Source organism: Neobacillus sp. B24 (assembly GCF_055381825.1).
In genome coordinates this window covers 632,886-650,752 of the sequence record NZ_AP035777.1, presented here as the reverse complement: position 1 = coordinate 650,752, position 17,867 = coordinate 632,886, and the positions used below count along the sequence as shown (strand labels likewise).

The 17,867-nt window shown below is 42.8% G+C and carries 13 protein-coding genes; 3 read left to right on the top strand and 10 right to left on the bottom strand.

Annotated elements, in window-relative coordinates:
* Positions 1 to 53 precede the first annotated feature (53 nt).
* The 3 genes from ACZ43M_RS03100 to ACZ43M_RS03090 form a co-directional block, all read right to left on the bottom strand.
* Positions 54 to 3,248 (bottom strand): EAL domain-containing protein, encoded by a 3,195-nt coding sequence (locus ACZ43M_RS03100; protein ID WP_464506023.1) that lies wholly within the window; start codon positions 3,246 to 3,248, stop codon positions 54 to 56.
* A 334-nt stretch (positions 3,249 to 3,582) separates the two neighbouring features.
* A complete protein-coding gene (locus ACZ43M_RS03095) occupies positions 3,583 to 4,464 on the bottom strand; it encodes an alpha/beta fold hydrolase (protein WP_464506022.1) in 882 nt (293 codons plus the stop codon).
* Between the two features lie 70 nt (positions 4,465 to 4,534).
* Positions 4,535 to 4,975, bottom strand: a complete 441-nt coding sequence (locus tag ACZ43M_RS03090; protein ID WP_464506021.1) for a GNAT family N-acetyltransferase — start codon at positions 4,973 to 4,975, stop codon at positions 4,535 to 4,537.
* A 166-nt stretch (positions 4,976 to 5,141) separates the two neighbouring features.
* On the opposite strand from ACZ43M_RS03090, the gene ACZ43M_RS03085 reads away from it, so the two are divergent.
* Entirely contained in the window at positions 5,142 to 6,578 is a 1,437-nt protein-coding gene (locus tag ACZ43M_RS03085; protein WP_464506020.1) for an IS6 family transposase, read from the top strand.
* A 271-nt stretch (positions 6,579 to 6,849) separates the two neighbouring features.
* On the opposite strand, the gene ACZ43M_RS03080 is transcribed toward ACZ43M_RS03085, so the two are convergent.
* Positions 6,850 to 7,059 (bottom strand): HXXEE domain-containing protein, encoded by a 210-nt coding sequence (locus tag ACZ43M_RS03080; protein WP_464506019.1) that lies wholly within the window; start codon positions 7,057 to 7,059, stop codon positions 6,850 to 6,852.
* 12 nt (positions 7,060 to 7,071) lie between these two features.
* Positions 7,072 to 8,298 (bottom strand): MFS transporter, encoded by a 1,227-nt coding sequence (locus ACZ43M_RS03075; protein WP_464506018.1) that lies wholly within the window; start codon positions 8,296 to 8,298, stop codon positions 7,072 to 7,074.
* Positions 8,299 to 8,405: 107 nt separating this feature from the next.
* On the opposite strand from ACZ43M_RS03075, the gene ACZ43M_RS03070 reads away from it, so the two are divergent.
* Complete coding sequence (locus ACZ43M_RS03070) at positions 8,406 to 10,220, top strand: ABC transporter substrate-binding protein (RefSeq protein WP_464506017.1); 1,815 nt, start codon at positions 8,406 to 8,408, stop codon at positions 10,218 to 10,220.
* Positions 10,221 to 10,285: 65 nt separating this feature from the next.
* Here ACZ43M_RS03070 and ACZ43M_RS03065 read toward each other — a convergent pair whose 3' ends face one another.
* A complete protein-coding gene (locus tag ACZ43M_RS03065) occupies positions 10,286 to 11,647 on the bottom strand; it encodes a dipeptidase (RefSeq protein WP_464506016.1) in 1,362 nt (453 codons plus the stop codon).
* Positions 11,648 to 11,947: 300 nt separating this feature from the next.
* Between ACZ43M_RS03065 and ACZ43M_RS03060 the strand changes: the two genes are divergently transcribed.
* Positions 11,948 to 12,136 (top strand): hypothetical protein, encoded by a 189-nt coding sequence (locus ACZ43M_RS03060; RefSeq protein WP_464506015.1) that lies wholly within the window; start codon positions 11,948 to 11,950, stop codon positions 12,134 to 12,136.
* A gap of 75 nt (positions 12,137 to 12,211) precedes the next feature.
* Here the strand turns inward: ACZ43M_RS03060 and ACZ43M_RS03055 are convergent, their stop codons facing one another.
* The 4 genes from ACZ43M_RS03055 to ACZ43M_RS03040 form a co-directional block, all read right to left on the bottom strand.
* Positions 12,212 to 12,937, bottom strand: a complete 726-nt coding sequence (locus ACZ43M_RS03055) for a 3-ketoacyl-ACP reductase (RefSeq protein ID WP_464506014.1) — start codon at positions 12,935 to 12,937, stop codon at positions 12,212 to 12,214.
* A gap of 300 nt (positions 12,938 to 13,237) precedes the next feature.
* Positions 13,238 to 13,753, bottom strand: a complete 516-nt coding sequence (locus ACZ43M_RS03050) for a response regulator (protein WP_464506013.1) — start codon at positions 13,751 to 13,753, stop codon at positions 13,238 to 13,240.
* 107 nt (positions 13,754 to 13,860) lie between these two features.
* On the bottom strand, positions 13,861 to 14,895 hold the full coding sequence (desA, locus tag ACZ43M_RS03045) for a Delta(5) desaturase DesA (protein WP_464506012.1): 1,035 nt from the start codon (positions 14,893 to 14,895) through the stop codon (positions 13,861 to 13,863).
* Positions 14,896 to 15,441: 546 nt separating this feature from the next.
* Complete coding sequence (locus ACZ43M_RS03040) at positions 15,442 to 17,670, bottom strand: DEAD/DEAH box helicase (protein ID WP_464506011.1); 2,229 nt, start codon at positions 17,668 to 17,670, stop codon at positions 15,442 to 15,444.
* Positions 17,671 to 17,867 lie beyond the last annotated feature (197 nt).

Here is a 17,867-nt window from a genome sequence, read left to right as displayed (position 1 = left end):
AAAACTTCCGATTGTCCCCTATAAGAACCGTCCCCATGGTTCTACCCATGGTTCTACTTTGCTTCATAAGGTAATCTGATGTAAACGTTAGTGCCTTGGTTTTCTTTGCTTTGGAAGGTGATGGTGCCGTTGTGTTGTTTGATGATTCTGAGACAGATCATGAGTCCTAGTCCGGTTCCTTTTTCTTTGTTGCTGTAGAAGGGCTCGCCTAGTCTTTTGAGTCGTTCTTCTGAAATCCCAATACCGTTATCGGACACTTTGATCAGCAGCTGGTCCTGTTCGATCAACGCGGAGATTTTGATGATTCCTTTTCGGTTGGGGGCGAACGCTTCCATACTATTTTTACATAGATTGAGCAGCACCTGTTTGATTTGATTGGCGTCACACAGGATTGGCGGCAAATCATTTTCTACCTCAAGCAAAAATTCAACATTATTAAGATGGGCCTCTGATTCTATTAAAGTTCGTATCTCCTTTAACAAATTAGGGATGCTCACTTTGCTAAGCTGAATTTCCTGCGGCTTTGCCAAGGAAAGGAATTCCTTAATGATTTCCTCAATCCGATCAAATTCCGCCAAAACAACTTCAAAATACTCATCTCTAATGTTTCCTTGCTGGAAAAGCTGAATGAACCCTTTTATCGAGGTCATCGGATTTCTAATTTCATGGGCAACACCAGCAGCCAACTCACCTACCAGCGATAACTTTTCCGACTTAGATAATAGTTCCTCTGTTCTCCGCTTCTCGGTAATATCGACTCCGACCACCATAATATGTTCCACTTCACCATTTTCACCAACCACCGGTGTACCGGTACATTCCACCACCCTCCAATCTCCATTCGCATGTAACAGACGAAGTTCGGTCTTAGATGGAGTGCATGTTTGGATAATCTCGGTAAATTGCTTCAAGATGATCGGGTTATCCTCTGGATGAATCAATTCAGACGTATCGTTCCCAACAAAGTAATCCGATGAGTAACCGAGGACAGTTTGATGGGACGGAGAGGCATAGGTACAAGTCCCATTAAGATCGAATAAGATAATCAAGTCGGTCATATTCTCGGTAATCAATCGGTATTTATTTTCGCTTTCAAGCAAGGCTTTTTCCGCTTTTCTTCTTTCGGTAATATCGATACAGGAAGCAATGACCTCGATTACTTCCCCGCCTCGTTTAATTGGGCTTAACGCGGCCAAATAGGCGACCCCATTCATCTCCCCTTCGTAGGAAACATGTTCTTCGCCATTCCATGCCCGTTGATAATACACTTCCTTTTGCGCGGCATCTTCTTTTGGTAAAAATTCTGCTAAATGCTTTCCTACTACAAGGCTGGGAATGAGCCCAAGCCGATACAATAATTCTCCATCACATAAAGTATGAATGAAATGACCGTTGATTTTTTTAAATTTGAACGTCATCCCCTGCTGCAGGCGAAGGCTTTCATTCAATTCTTTCCTGGCAGTGCGGACTAATTCTTCCGCCCACATCCGCTCATTGAGGTCTTGAGATAAGCCAAACTCCTTCACCATTTGTTGAACTTCAGCCCATTTATTTTCCAATACACTTGCAGGGATGGCTTTTGTGAAAAAGTGCCCTTGGCCCTCGTCACAAAGATGTTGCTGCAGGAATACAAGCTGTTCTTTTGTCTCAATCCCTTCCGCCACCACACTCAAATTTAAGTTGTGCGCCATCGAAATAATCGTTTTGACAATCGTTTCGTCATTCGGGTTGGTATTCACTCTCTGGACAAAAGATTGATCAATTTTTAGCGTATCGACCGGGAATTTTTGCAAATAATTTAACGAACTAAAGCCCGTTCCAAAATCGTCGATGCTAATCCGCACACCTAACCTTTTCAGTTTTTGCAGTGCATTTATCGTCCGTTCAATACTGGCAGTCATGCTTTCCGTAATCTCTAATTCTAAAAATTGCGGCTCCAGCTGCGTTTCTTCTAAAATTTTGGCAACCATCTCATCCAAGTTGGTTTGCGTAAATTGTTTTGCCGATAAATTGACCGAAATGCTCGTGGAAAAACCTTTTTGCTGCCACCGTTTATTTTGTTTGCAGGCCTCACGTAGAGCCCACTCCCCGATTGGGATAATCAATCCTGTTTCCTCTGCAACCGGGATAAACGTTCCGGGAGGTATCATCCCCAGTTCTGGATGATTCCAACGGAGTAACGCCTCAACCCCGGTTATTTTCCCGGTTTTTAAATTTACTTTGGGCTGATAATGCAGAAGCAGTTCCTCTTGCTCAATCGCTTTATGAAGGTCCATCTCAAGTTTCAAAGGATTCATTTTCAGGGACTGTTCATTTTGCGAATAAAATTTATAGTTGTTTTTACCATTACTCTTCGCATGGTACATGGCGAAATCTGCTTTTTTAATTAAGGTCTCGACGGTTTCTCCATCTTCCGGGAACAAACTAATCCCAATACTTGGAGAGGTATAAATATCATAGTTTTCAATGGTGAATGGCTCGCTCAAAACTTCTAGGATTCGTCTGGCAACCTTGGCAGCGACATCCCGGTTGGCTTTTTTTAACACAATGATAAATTCATCCCCGCCCTGCCTGAAAACAATGTCCTTTTGGTACAAGGAGCACTTCATCCGCTTTGCCACTTCTTTTAATAATTGATCTCCTGTCGTGTGACCCAGAGTGTCATTGACGACTTTAAAGCGGTCAAGGTCCAAAAATAAAACGGCCACATTTTGTTTAAGTTCGGCAGCAAAGACGAGTTCCTTCGATAGAATGGAGTTTAACTTATTACGGTTGGGCAGACCCGTTAGGTAATCATGGTAGGCCAAATGTTCATTGGCCTCTTCGATTTCCACTTGCTTGGTAATATCTTGGGCAATGCCAAACACACCATTCATTTGCCCATTCACGACCAGCGGGACAATGGTCACATTTAGATGAATAATCGAACCATTTCTATGGACAATCGAAGATCTAAAGTTTTGGGGTGCGCCACTTTTACACTTTTCAAAATGAATGACGATTTCGCTGAGTTTTTCAGGAACAATCAGACGTTGAAAAGGCATTGATTCCAATAGTTCCTCTTTTCGATAGCCGGTGACCCTTTCACAAACCGAATTACAGCTAATAAAATATCCGTCCAAATCAATAGAGTAAACACAATTCGCATTATGTTCAAAAAGCGATTTATAGCGCTGGTCGTTCAATTCCAATTGTTCAAGCAAGTTTTTACTCTCAACTAATCCTCGCATCATATCATTCCTACCCAATGGAAACACCGCTCCTTTTATTGTGCCCGTGGATTGTCATGGGGGCCATGGGGACGGTTCTCTTGGCTCCAAATACCGCAGATTTACGTCCTTCCCTATCAGTAATTTTCTTTTATAGTACATTTCATAAATATCAAAAAAATAATTTCATAAACAATTATACTATGTTTCATCCAGAAAATAACTATTAAAGAAGAAACAGGAGACAGTTGAACTGCTTCACATCATAAAAAGACCTACCTTTCTATTAAAAGAAATGATAGGTCCTTGTTAATTTATATAGTAGGAATAGTTCCTGACCCGCTATTTTCACTCCAATTTTCAAAGGTTCTTTTTACAATCCGCTAGCTTTTTCCTCATCCAAATGCTGAAGAACCAACTGATTCACGATAGGAGCTTGTTCAGCCGGCAGACAGTGTGAGCTATTAGGGATTAGGTGTACCATCATTTTTGGCGATTGTTCAGCGCGCTCGATTGCCTGGCGGACAGATGAATAAATGACTTCTTCTTCACCGATAAGGACTAATGTTTCAGGCAGCAATTGATTCAGCTCTGCTTCTTTAAAGACGGTGGGTGCCACTTTTAGCTGAATTCTACCAAATTTATAACCCGCCCAGAATTGTTCATACAAGATTGTATTTGGTGTATTTTGCCTCGCAAACATCCAGTTGTATAAAATACTTATAGAGTGGGAGTTTCTCAAAAGAGTTGCCGGCAATAGTTTAATCGGAAATTTCCAGTTTAATCCGCAAAAGCTCATGACTGGCGCCAGTAAAACTAATTTTTTAACTCTTTCAGATTGAAGACTAAACTGTAACGCGATCCAGCCTCCCATGGAATGGCCGATTAAATAGATATCATTAATGTTTAAGGCATCTAGTACCTCATTGAGCCAGGTATTTAATTCGGTTCGGTTTGTGATGGGGCGAACACACTCACTTTTCCCAAAGTCGCCAATCGTATCGATGGCATAGACTCGATAGTTTTGCGACCAGTGTGGTGCATTGGCAAACCACATGGTCGAGCTTACGGTCATGCCGTGAAGCAGCACAACCGGCTGGGCATCCTTCGGTCCGCAGGCAATCACATGCGTCCTGCCAAAAGTCGTCTCCATATAAAACGTCTCTATATTTATATTCCATTGTTTCAGCGATTCATCATATTGCTTGAAGTATCGATCCCTCTTTTCCGGATCGGGAAAGGTCAAATTCGCCATTGTACACCTCACAGGTTTACTTTTTGGAACCACTGGAACCATGGGGACGGTTCTACTGGCTCCTTTTGTTCTAGAGATGGGGACCACGAGAACCGTCCCCATGGTCCCTCCGCATCAAATGCAACGCCCCCAACTTTTCGGTGAAGCCCCACTTTTGATAGAAGGGGAGCATTTCTGGACGGCAATAGAGTTCAAGGTGCTTTATCTCTTGGAGCTTTGGATGATGGATGACCGCCGCCATCAGTTCTCTTCCCAGCATGTTTCCGCGATATTGTTCACTGACGATTACATCGAAAATGAAAGCTTTATAGACGTAGTCTGTGAGGACCCTGGCAAATGCAATCAACTCTTCTGTCTCCAAAGCTATAAAACCTACAATGATATCGGAGTGTTCTAGCATGGCCTCTACATCCTTCCGTTCGCGCCTTTCCGTCCACCACTCCTTTTGAAACAACCCTACTAAATCGTTTGTTTGACTGCTTGTCAGTTTTTCAACTTGGTTATAATTCATATGGAACCCCCCTCAAGTTTAAGCGTATTGTAAAAACTTTTATAAGAAATAGGCTATAAAATACCTAGATAGAGGGCTTTATAAGCAAAAAAATTGCCACCCCCTGAAATCTAAGGATAATTGAGGTTACCACACACCCAACAACCTAGATTAAGGAAGTGACAAGTTGTACCCTCAAATTATAACCTATTTATTAACTTTTATTAAGTACCAAGAACAAATAATTCGAACATTACTTACCCTTCTTATTGGGAAGGGGATGTTTGAAAAGCCTGAGGAAAAACCTGTAAATAAACCTTATCGTAAACTCCAGGTGGATGATCTTCCGATTATCGAAACCATTCAGAAACTTGATTACCGAAGCCTCCTAACCGAATACCTGGAGAAGAACGGTAAACAACTAAAACCTGTTCAAAGGCGTTCGAATACAAAGGCATGTGTGCCCAAGTCAATGAAATGTCCGCAGTGTGGTGCTCCAGCGGATTATCTTTATGCCAATAATGGAGGCAAAGGACAGTTTCAATGTAAGGTGTGTGCCTGTCTTTTCAATGATAAAAATCGCTATTCGAAGGAGGCTATTTTGAAGTGTCCTCATTGTTCTAGGACCCTTGAGATAGTCAAAGAGCGAAAAGACTTTGACGTGTACAAGTGTAAAAATAATGACTGTTCCTACTACCAGCAGAAACTGAATGGCATGTCTGCGAAAGAGAAGAAACAGTTTAAAAAGGATCCACAAGCCTTTAAATTAAGATATATCTTCCGGCAGTTCCACATTGATTTTCAGCCATTGTCAAAGGCTTCTCCTAAGAAACCAAAGGTTGACTTGGCCAGGCTTTATGTGTCGCCACATACATTGGGGCTTATTTTAACCTATCACGTTAACTATGGCCTTTCGGCCCGGAAGACAGCTGCACTCATGAAAGATATCCATGGTGTTTCTATATCGCATCAAAGCATTTTAAATTACGAGAACGCAGTTGCATTAATCCTTAAACCTTACGTAGACCACTATCCCTACGAGCTTTCTGATCAGTTCTGTGGGGACGAAACCTATATTAGGGTTCAAGGTCGTTGGCATTACTTGTTCTTCTTCTTTGATGCGGTAAAAAAGATCATTCTGTCTTATCCAGTGTCAGCAAATCGAGATACAGCGACAGCAATCCGTGCCATTGATGATGTCCTAATGAAATTTAAAGAGATTCCGGAAGATCTTACATTTGTGGTGGACGGCAATCCGATATATCTCTTAGCCCAACACTTTTACGCCCAGCATGATATTCACTTTGACATTACTCAGGTCATTGGGCTTACCAATGAAGATCCTGTATCAAAGGAGTATAGGCCTCTCAAACAAGTGATTGAAAGACTCAATCGCACATTTAAGGGCAATTATCGCTCAACACACGGGTTTGGGTCCGAACATGGGTCTGTTTCGTTTGTGACGCTTTTTGTGGCTTACTTTAACTTTTTACGGCCTCACTCAGCGTTAGAAGGTAATGTGCCAGTGGTTAATCCAGAGCTCTTACTGCGACCGAATATGCCTGCACGCTGGACTAAATTAATAGGTTTAGCTCAAGATTGGATCATTGAACAAACAGTCTAACTTTTTGTTTAGCAGAGCCCTTGAACCCACTAGCAACCGGCGAAGCGAACTCTTGACAAACCGAACTTGCCAATGGTTTAAAATGGAAATACCAAGGGCTATTTGGCATGCCTTCTTTTTGTCCCCGTCGCCCTTGATAAAGGAATCTCAAACCATTGGCGTGTTTGTCAAGAGCGGTTGCGGGGCCGACGCACCCAATATGTGGAAAGGAGCCTAACCCCTTAAGGAGTTTTCATAGAACTTTTGACACTACCAGTTTAAGCCATTTTTTTCAATCCAACGGGCAAGCAGTACAGCAACAGCAAATTGCGCTGTCGACAAGGAGAATTGCCTTATCACCCTCCTTGCTATTGCGAGGCGGTAATTTATCAGTAATCGTCGAGCTGTTTCGTTTTACCCATTTTTCCATCATCATGATTTCTTCAAAATCGTGAAAAATTAACACGACCGGAAACAGCCAAATCAGCATTAGTAAATCCATACATTCTTCCCCCTACTTCAATTTCCACAACAAAGTGATACGATATATGACAAACACAATGAGATTCACGATGCAAGCCACGAGAAAAATTGGTTCAGCGCCCCATTCAGCCATCACCCATCCCGACGCATACATTGTAATTGGCATCCCCACTCGGAATAATGTTCCGGTAATGCCGCTGATTCGGCCAATCAGCTCAGGTGGCGTTTGTTCCAGACGGAATGTATAGGCACAGACGGAATAAAAGGATGTGGCCATGCCGCTGATAAACAGTGCTATAATAAGTATATGGTAATTATTTGAAACACACATCAACAAATAAGCTGCTGCATGGAAAACCGCGGACCAACCGAACAATACACCGAGACCCCATGACTTCCGCAATTTGCTGGACAACAAACTGCCGGCCATACCGCCAATCCCGGCAGCACCCATCACCAGCGCCACTTCTGAAGAAGCGAGACCAAGGTCTTTTTTTGCAAAAATAACCACCGTTGTCTGGACGACGACCATCGTTGAATTCAGCACCATAATAAACATCGTCATCATCCAGAGCGCTTTGTTATCCCGGAAGGCCTTCCACCCCTCAAGGAAAGCGACCAGGAAACTGGAGCCAACCTGACGTGAAGGCTCCGGTTGATGTGATAAACGGGACAGAATGATGAAGCAAAGACCATAAGCGAAAGCGGTAATCATCACCCCTTCATAGAAAACCGGCAGCAGGAGAATCATCCCAGAAATAACGGGTCCCATGACACTCACAAATGTTTCAATGAATGAAAACTTGGCATTCGCCGAGTTGAGGTAATGTGTTGGAATGTTCATTTTTACCAGCCCAACTTGTGCATTGAAATAGCCATAATTGCAGGTCATCAGCAAGAATCCAATGGCGTAATAGGGTACAAGCCAGCCACTTTCCATTTTCAACATCCAGGCCAAACACAGCAGCAGCCCGGCTTGCAGGCCAATTGACCAAAGCGCCAGTTTCTTTTTATTCAGGCGGTCAACGAACACGCCAATGAAAATTCCAAACAGTAGATTGGGCAAAAGTTCCGCGGTCCGCATCGTGGTGACCGCAACCGAAGAATTTGTCAGCTCCAACAAAATCAAAGGAAGCAGCAATTCATAAATCCGGTTGGCAATGCTCAAGAGAAACGTGGAACTTAACAGAATGAGGAACGATTGATTCCTCCATATACTCACTGTTTTTTGCTTCACCTCAACAGTCGATATCGACACACTTACATCCCCTTTTTCGTTCTTTGCTATTATTGTAAGTGGAGTTACCAATTGTAAAAATCGAAGAAATGCTGGGGATTTATTTCGAGTTTTAGGAGTTGGAAAAAATGAATCGGTTAATAGAGGACTTCAAAGCCATTCGGGATTACTATCAGCAATATCCCGACCAAGCACCCTTTCTCACCAGTATGGACGAGCTTGCGAACATTCTGTTTTGTTCCCAGCGGAATGTAAAGTTTGTGTTAAACAAGCTAGAGGAATCAGGCTGGGTGTCGTTCTCTCCCGGGCGCGGGCGCGGAAATAAATCCCAGCTTACTTTTTTAAAAAGTGTTGATGATGCTGTTTTTGATGAGGGTGTTGTTCTGTTCAAAGCTGGACAAATTACGGAGGGATTGGAGCTTGCTGCCACTTTCGGCACTCCTGCATTAAAGAACCAGCTTTTGTATTGGCTATCTCAATACTTTGGTTACGAAAAACAGGAAGTGAAGGATATTATCCGTCTCCCGATGTTCCGCACCTTCAATTCTATGATTCCGTCACAGGCTTTTTTCGACTTTGATGTCCATCTCATTAGTCAGGTATATGACACGATAGTTGGATATGATTATGCTAATGAATCAGCGGTGGCAAAGCTTGCCCATCATTGGGAATGTAACGAGGCTCAAACAGTGTGGACGTTCTATTTAAAAAAAGGAATTCAGTTTCACAACGGCAAGGAGTTGACCTCCGCCGACATCGATTACACGTTTTCCTTGCTGTTTCAGCCGGAGTTCAAACAAGCTTGGCTTGTTCGGGATATTCATTTCATTCAATGCTTGGACCCGTACACTGTACGCTTCCATTTGCAAAAACCAAATGCTCTGTTCTTGGCCTTCCTAAGTTTTCCAGCGCTCTCGATTATTCCGTCAGGAAATTCGGGCTTTATTGGTACTGGTCCGTTTATGGTTCATACTTATAATCAAAATTACTGCGTTCTCGAAGCCAATCCCCATTACTATGAAGGAAGGCCTTTCGTCGATATGTTTGAGATCTTGAATGTACCAAAGGAGTACGAGAAAGAATTGTTGGGGGATAAGAGCAGCATTTTTGTCAACACGGGCGAAGGTAATTACTTTGGCAGCCCTTCTGATGAACATATCGAAGGAATGTACGAAGGAAGCACTCTTTTTACGTTTAATTTACGAAAAAAGACCGGTCCGCAGCAGAGCGTTTATTTTAGACAAGCTGTCCATCAACTAATTGACCGAAAGAAGTTGATTGGCGATCTTGGAGCGCCAAGGATGACTCCTTCGTTTAGTTTTGAACTGAGTCAATCGCTGCTCGCGACTTCCAAAACTGTGGAGGAAGAGGAAATCCAGTTCCTGTTGCAGACATCAGGCTACCGAGGGGAAACTCTTCACCTTTTCACCTACGACCGCCATCAACCTGATGCACAATGGCTTCAGACTGAAGCCGCCCGCTATGGCATCTCGATCGATGTAACGATTCTCGGCTGGAGTGAAATCCTGGAACAGGAAAACATCCATCAGGCAGACTGCATTTTGTTTGAAGCTGTGTGGGGAGAACAGGAATTGTCGAAACTCGAACTCTACCAATCTGATTATAGTTTTTTGCGGCAGCACCTCAGCCCGGATACAGCGGATTTTATTGACAGCAAGATTGAAGCGATTCTCTCCGAGCCGAAGCAAAGCGACCGATCGCCGCTTTTGGAAGAAATCGAAGCACACCTCATTTCAGAGCAGTCCATCGTCTTCCTTGTCCATAAAAACATTGAATCCACCTTCGACCCATCGATTAGAGGTGTAATGTTAAATGCCCACGGACAGGTCGATTTTAAAAATATCTGGATTAAACCGGAGCACCACGAGCACCACGGGGACGGTTCTACTGGCTCCTTTTGTTCAAAGAATTGGGACCACTAGAACCGTCCCCGTGGTCCTAAAACAATAATGTAAAAAAGAGGGATTGCTCCCTCTTTTTTTGACGATTAAAGCCGTTCCAAAAACGAACAAATCGTGAGAATGCCTTTATCAAAATTCTCCAAGTTAAAATGTTCGTTTGGTGCATGAAGATTTTCATCCGGCAAACCGAAGCCCATTAATACAACTGGAGCATTCAGTGAATGGTTAAAATCCGATACAATCGGGATCGAGCCGCCTTCACGTTTGTAAACAGGTGACCGGCCGTACACATCTTCATAGGCTTCAGCCGCTTTTTGAATCATCGGGCTGTCAATCGGTGTTAAGAAGGGATTGCCCGTATCTTGAAGCGTCACTTCTAAGGTGCATCCTTTTGGTGCATGCTCTTCTAGATGCTTCTTGATTAATGCTTGTATCTTTTTAGGGTCTTGATTGTGGACGAGTCGGCAGGTGATTTTCGCATGTGCCTCATTCGGAATCACCGTTTTGGTCCCTTCGCCCTGGAATCCGCCCCATAAGCCGTTAATCTCCAGGGTAGGCCGGGAACTGATTTTCTCCGGATATGGGAAGTTGTTTTCCCCTCCCGTTAACTCAGTTAATCCTAGCTGTTTTTTCAGCTTTTCTTCATCAAAGCCCAACGCTTTGATTTGTTCCTTTTCAAATTCAGTCAGCAGCTCAACGTCATCATAAAAATGATCGATATTTACTTTGCCGTTTTCATCATGAAGAGTAGACAGCAGCTGCACTAATAAGTGGTTGGCGTTCTGGACTCCCCCGCCGAACATGCCCGAATGCAAATCAGAATTTGCTGTTTTAAGGGTAAATTCAAGCGCACACAGGCCTCTTAGAGAATAAGTGATGGCTGGAACGCCTCTGTCCCACATATCAGAATCTGAAATCACGACTACATCACAAGCCAGTTTTTCTTTATTTTCTTCTAAATAGCCTGGAAGGTTCGGGCTTCCGATTTCTTCTTCCCCTTCAATACAAAACTTTACGTTTACCGGCAATTTTTCATTTAACGCCAGCAAGGTTTCTACTGCTTTAATATGTAAGAATGTCTGCCCTTTGTCATCTGTTGCCCCTCTGGCGTAGATTTTTTCATCACGGATCGTTGGTTCGAACGGAGGGGTTTCCCATAAATGAACAGGGTCAACAGGCTGGACGTCATAATGCCCGTATACCAATACAGTCGGGGCATTTTCCTGATGAAGCCAGTCACCATAAATAATCGGATGGCCTTTTGTCTGGACGATTTCCACATGCTCCAGACCAATGCCCTCTAATTTATGGGCAATCCAATTAGCTGCTTTTTGAATGTCGTCTTTATGATGTGATATGGAGCTGACGCTTGGGATCCGCAGCAATTCTTTTAATTCCTCGACATTTTGCTGATGATGCTGTGATACATAATCAGATAACTGAGTCATAATCTCACCTTTTCTAGTTTATTTTCTCTTCTTATTTTATACAAAATCATGCAGAAAACCCAATAGCATGTTCTAATGGATCACCTTTAATAAATAATATTGTTATCCTTTTCTACTTGATATTCCACTTTAGTACTAGTAATAACCCCTGGTTTATCAATGAACAATCGAAAAATTAATCTTTTTCTCTGATACACTAGTCTTCTACCGTTACCAAGAAATGTTTTACATTACTGTATACACTATGAAAAATGTGACCATCCTGTAATTAAAAAGATAGATAGGTAGGGAGAGAAAACTATGAGTGCGGAAGAATTAACTAAGATGATTGCAGTGAAGAAAATGGATTTAGAAGAGTGTGAACACGAGCTTAACAGCCGATACTATCCATCAATAGTCAGAATCGCCATGATGCACTACATCACGGAGCTGCAACAGCAATTGGACTTGTATAATGGTAATGAATTAAATAGGGTTGAAAATGGGTAACATTCATGTTGAATTTGTAAAGGGGCCTCCATTTTTTCAAATGAGAGAGCCCCTTTTTTAGCTTGCAGCAAAAGATTAGAATGGATTCGTCGCCAGCATGCCTGCTGTTTTCACATAAATACGTGGATGCAATTTTAATTGAGCAACAATAAATTCAGCAATGTCCTCTGGCTGCATATACTTTTCATCATTATTTTCCGCAATTAAGTTTGTTTTAATCGCTAGTTCAGTCGCCACGGTACTTGGAGTTAAGGCGGTGACGCGGATATTGTTTCTTCTAACTTCCTGTGCCAATGATTCTGTTAAACCAATGACGCCAAATTTGGATGCACTGTATGCACTGGACGTTGCGGCTCCGTTAAGTCCATTTGTTGATGAAATATTAATAATGTCGCCACGATTTTTCTCGATTAATTGCGGAAGCACCGCACGCGTGACATAATAGGTTCCCATTAGGTTAACATCAATAATTTGCTTCCATTCTTTCGGGTCCATGTCCAAAAGTGTGGCAAATCCGCCAATGCCGGCATTGTTGATTAGTATGTCGGCTGTTCCCAGCGATTCTGTCAATTTTTTCACAGCACTCTCTACGTCTTCTTGAGAAGCAATGTCCACTGCCGCATATGCTGCTTTAACTCCCAAACCTTCTACTTCACTTGCGACACTCTTTAAATCAGCCTCTGTTCTAGCCAGTAAACCAACGTTCACCCCTTCATTTGCTAATGCTAAGGCTGCGGCCTTGCCAATGCCTTTTCCGGCACCAGTGATGAAAGCTACTTTTCCTTTTAATGATTGTGCCAATTTTAACAACTCCTTCCACATTTCATTATATTATTTTGGGATAATCAATCTAACTATATGCTCACAACATTACACTTTCAAATGTTACTATTTATCACTTGCATTGGAGTTTGTGTAAATCGACGGAGGACTGATCTCCAATTTTATATCCTAAACAAGCTTATCCAACAATATTTAAGAAAAAACAAAACGCACCTTGAGGTTATCAGGTGCGTTAATTGCGCAATAAGGCCCGAATAGCGAATAGATGCTAATCGGGCCTCTAAAAATTTTTATAAGAAGATCAGCGGCGTCAATACCTTAACCGGCTTGCTGCTTCATTTTTTTAATGATGGTTGATATATAATGTCTAACCATGCTGGTGGTGTTGTTTTCTTGTTCTACGGCCAGTGGTTCTGACAGCTCTTCTTTGGAATGACTGGAAGCCTCATCCGTAAGTTCAGAAGAATAAATTTGCTCCCCCTCAAAAACTCTACGGACCGCGCAGGCCAACTCTTCACTTGGGGCGTCTTTTATTAAATATCCACGAACATCCGCATCTAAAGCCCGCTCCACATTACCAGTCCTGGCAAAGGTTGTTAACAGAATGACCTTGTAGCCAAACCGCTTTAACTCTTCCGCAGCCTCAAGTCCGCTCTTTATAGGCATCTCTATATCCATAATGCAAACATCCGGCTGCACTTGGTGAACTAGTTTAATAAGGTCTTCCCCATTGCCGGCTTGCCCAACCACTTCCATATCACCCTCCAAGTTAAGCAGAGAACCAATTACTCCCAATAATATTTCCTGCCCCTCAGCAATGACAATCCGAATCAATTATGTTCTCTCCTTATCCGTCAGCCGCTGTTATGCAGAAAGGATGTCTCAAATTGGTCTGACGGTGCTGACCCTTTGTTATGAGACATCCTCAGCCATAGGTGTGATTATAGTTCAGGTTTTACTTGAATGGAAACACTCTTTTTTGTTTGCCGCTTCATTTCCTTGAAAGTCACGAAATTCTTTTTCTTTTCGTCCCATAGGCGGAACCGAAGTGACTTTAAGCTGGTTGCAAGTGTAACAGTTGGAACACTTTTTAAAGGAAGGGTATTATCATGTGCTTCTTCAAGCTTATAGTTTGGCACCCTTGGACTTAGGTGGTGCACATGATGAAACCCGATATTTCCAGTGAGCCATTGCAAAATTTTTGGAAGCTTGTAGAAGGAACTTCCTTCCACTGCTGCTTTAACATATTCCCAATGTTTGTCTTCTTCAAAATAAGAATCTTCAAACGTGTGCTGGACGTAAAACAACCAAATGCCTGCAGCCCCTGATATCATGAAAATCGTACCCTGAATAGCTAGAAACGCCTGCCAGCCGACTGCCCAGATAAGAAGACTAAATAAGGCAACGATTAGGAGATTGGTTAAATAAAGATTGTTTCGTTCTTTTTGTTTGGCACCTTTGTGGTTAAATCGGTTTTTTATTAAGAATTGATAAATCGGCCCTAATCCAAACATAACGAAAGGATTACGGTAAAAACGATACGCTAAACGCAGTTTTAGCGGTGCAGCTAAATATTCATCCACAGTAAGGGTCCAAATATCTCCTGTCCCCCGCTTATCCAAGTTCCCGCTAGTTGCGTGATGGATGGCATGGTCATGTCCCCATTGTTCAAACGGAAATAATGTTAAAACACCCGTAATTGTTCCGACGATGCGATTGGCACGGCGGCTTTTAAAAAAGGAATAATGGGTACAATCATGAAAAATAATGAAGATCCTAACCAAAAAGCCTGCTGCGATAATGGACGGAACTAAAGTTAACCAATAGGAGACAGATAAGCTTAGAAAGGAAATGATCCATAAGAGAATAAACGGTACGACAGTGTTGATAATCTGCCATACACTTTCCTTTGTCGTTGCTTTCTCAAAGGGAGCGACTTGTTTTTTAAGATTTTTAGTTTGGTCTTGTAATGTCATATTGTGATTCCCTTCCTTTTTCGTCGTTACCCAAATTATAGAGGAAGAATTTAATCCGTGTTAGTAGCAGGTGTCATGTCCTGGGCATGATAAATGTCATGTTTTTAGAAAAAAAATGAACGGTTGGCTGCTTTGATCATGCTTGTTGGTGTAGTCAGAAGGTGAAATTGGGCGTGTTACTGCTCCAATAGACGCTATTGGCGTAGTGAAAGATAGAAAAATCGTGGATTACTACTCCAATAAGCTGTATTGGCGCAGTTCAATGATAAATATAGGAGCCTTATTGCTCCAATAAGGCTTATTGGTGTAATGTAAGGTAAAAAATTTCGTTTTCTATCCAAAGATTATCCTCAAAAAAATTATATCCGCGGTTTTCCATCATTTATCCGCGAAAAATAAAATATATCTGCGTTAATTTGATTCTATCCGCGAAAAAATGGAGATATCCGCGAAAATCCCAATTTATCCGCGATAACCATTCTTCACCCCCAGCACGTTAACGAATTAACGCATTGGGGGTCTGGTACCAACAACCAACAGCACAAATTAAATTTGTTTCAACAGATACTCACACACTCTTCCGGAATTCAGCCTGGCGGCTACATAAGGCGGCAAAATTCCTCTGGCTCCTTCTAGCGGTAGTCCCAGCCAAAGCACCTTCTCATCTAGCATTACAAACGGAAACGGTAAACTCTCCTCGTGCTCGGCATTGGATCTGCTTGACTCTTGTCCAAAAATCACCGATACTTTCACTTGCTTCCCTACTTTTCTGAGCTGCTCCTCCCATACTACAGGTAACCTGGTTCCTTCCGGCATACAGATGGTAATCGAGGACTTTGCCGCAGCGAAGTCCCGGAATACCACTTCCAATTTAAGTGCATGAATCCACTTCAATTTAGGATGCTGATTCACAACCCAGGAACCAATCTCCTTATGTGTGACCATCTGGTTTTTCCTAACCTGATAGTCAACCAGCTGCCGCAGTGTTTTTCCTTGATAGACATGGTTTTGGATAAAATTTCGGTCACTGACGTGAAGGAATTTTCCTTTTGTTCTAGTTATTGCGACATTAATCAGGCGCTCACTGTCCTTGCCGGTTAACAGCATCCCGGCGCGTGCCTGCGGGGCACTATCGACTGTGTCAAAAATCATCACATCCCGTTCGCTTCCTTGGAATCGATGGACGGTGGCCGCAATAATATCCGCCCCGCTGCGCTCAACACCATAGATTTCTTCAAGCAGCAGTTCCATCAAATTCGCCTGGGCCCGATAAGGTGCCACATACCCAATCGAGTTCGCTCCACCCAGATAGGCTTCATGAATCAATTGAAACGACAGCAGCAGCTGCCACAGGTTGAATCTTGAATTGGTCGCCTTATCACTCAAGCAATGCTGACCCGTGAAACTTGTATCAAGCAGCACAGCGGGCCGCTCTTGAAACGGAGCCTGGCTGACGATTTTATTGCGGCTCTTATAGACACTTTCGTGATCGCCCACTAGCGAATGATAGATATACTTATTGGTAAAAGCGGATATATCCGGGTGCATCCGCCGCTGTTCTTTTAATAAAAATAGCTGCGGGTGGAGCTTTCCTTCATTTAGTGATGACACCACTCCAGCCTGATGGAACACATCTTCTTTCATCCATTTAGCGACAAGGGGATCCCGGCTGGAAGCAATCGGCGGCAATTGTTTAAAGTCCCCGCAAATAATGACCCTTTTTCCCATTGAAGCCGCAAACGCAGCCTGCGGAACATAGGCCATACTGGCTTCATCGAGGATCACCACATCATATTCCTGCTCATAGATGGCGCTGTCACTAGCCGCCTTGGCCAGCGTTGTCCCAATGATGTACGCCTCTTTTACCAATTGAACTTCTTTCTTCCGGACTTTCTCCAACACTCTGGCAATTTGGGTCTCCAGCTCCAATAGCTGATCCGAATCCCGTTTACTGAACGAATGGGCCAAATCTTGCTTCAAGCTGCGGCGTTCATTTACTAGTCTCTCACGGTCACTAGCAAGGAGCGGGTCCTGCCTCTCAATCAACAGACTTGTGGTGATTTCGGAGTGAGCGCCCAACGTATCCCCAATATTCCCGCCATAGCGAAGTACATCCCCTTCTGAGAAGCGTTGTTTTCTTTTTATAAAATCCGTCAGTTCACTCATTAAGACATCGACTGCTTGATTGCTGTGAGATAGAATCAACACTTTCTTGTGCTGAAAATATTTATTGGCGGCAGTTCTGGCCAGAGTATAGGTTTTTCCGGTGCCCGGCGGTCCCCAGACGAATGTGACATGATTGTATTTTGAGCGCAATACCAGTTCATGGACGTTGCTCTTAATTTTATCAATTGGGTGCTTCGTTTCCAGGGGAGGATTCATTAAGTGCTTCACTCTCAACCGCTTTGGCTTACTTTTTTTAATTTCATCCAAACGCTGTATTAATTGTTCCAGCAATTCCCACGGATCATGAATCAAATAGGCGTCGGGAATCAGGTCACCAAAGCTCTGTTCCAACGCTAAAATGATTCCCCTGCCTTCGGAGGAAAGCACTTTTCCGCTGCTTTTCATTTTGCCCCATTCTACTTTGATCGCCGAACCGACGGGGATGCGTAACGGAATGGCCGTATCAAAATAATAGCTGTACGGCCCATCATTTGATAACAGCCTTCCATTTGTTACGATATAACAGCTTCCGCCAAACTTTTTTAAATGCTGTATCTCTTGTTGCAGCGCCTGCTGCCACTCTTTGATATAAGTTTTCGTTGTTGTCATATGCTTCCTCATGTATCGTATCTACTTTTTGAATCGATGCAAATCTAAATTATCGATTATATGAATTGAAAAATTAACCAACTGGTGCAAAAATTATTATGAATAATACCATAAAGTGCCTTGGAGTATTCCGGGCATTTTTATTATGTTTTACGCTTCAGTTTACCATTATTAACAAATGAAAAGGGGGTTATTAC

What these genes read in the sequence shown, in the direction of transcription:
- ACZ43M_RS03095 (WP_464506022.1), bottom strand. Translation starts at nt 4,464, where the DNA reads ATGGCGAATTTGACCTTTCCCGATCCGGAAAAGAGGGATCGATACTTC.
- ACZ43M_RS03090 (WP_464506021.1), bottom strand. Translation starts at nt 4,975, where the DNA reads ATGAATTATAACCAAGTTGAAAAACTGACAAGCAGTCAAACAAACGAT.
- ACZ43M_RS03080 (WP_464506019.1), bottom strand. Translation starts at nt 7,059, where the DNA reads ATGGATTTACTAATGCTGATTTGGCTGTTTCCGGTCGTGTTAATTTTT.
- ACZ43M_RS03070 (WP_464506017.1), top strand. Translation starts at nt 8,406, where the DNA reads ATGAATCGGTTAATAGAGGACTTCAAAGCCATTCGGGATTACTATCAG.
- ACZ43M_RS03065 (WP_464506016.1), bottom strand. Translation starts at nt 11,647, where the DNA reads ATGACTCAGTTATCTGATTATGTATCACAGCATCATCAGCAAAATGTC.
- ACZ43M_RS03060 (WP_464506015.1), top strand. Translation starts at nt 11,948, where the DNA reads ATGAGTGCGGAAGAATTAACTAAGATGATTGCAGTGAAGAAAATGGAT.
- desA (WP_464506012.1), bottom strand. Translation starts at nt 14,895, where the DNA reads ATGACATTACAAGACCAAACTAAAAATCTTAAAAAACAAGTCGCTCCC.
- ACZ43M_RS03040 (WP_464506011.1), bottom strand. Translation starts at nt 17,670, where the DNA reads ATGACAACAACGAAAACTTATATCAAAGAGTGGCAGCAGGCGCTGCAA.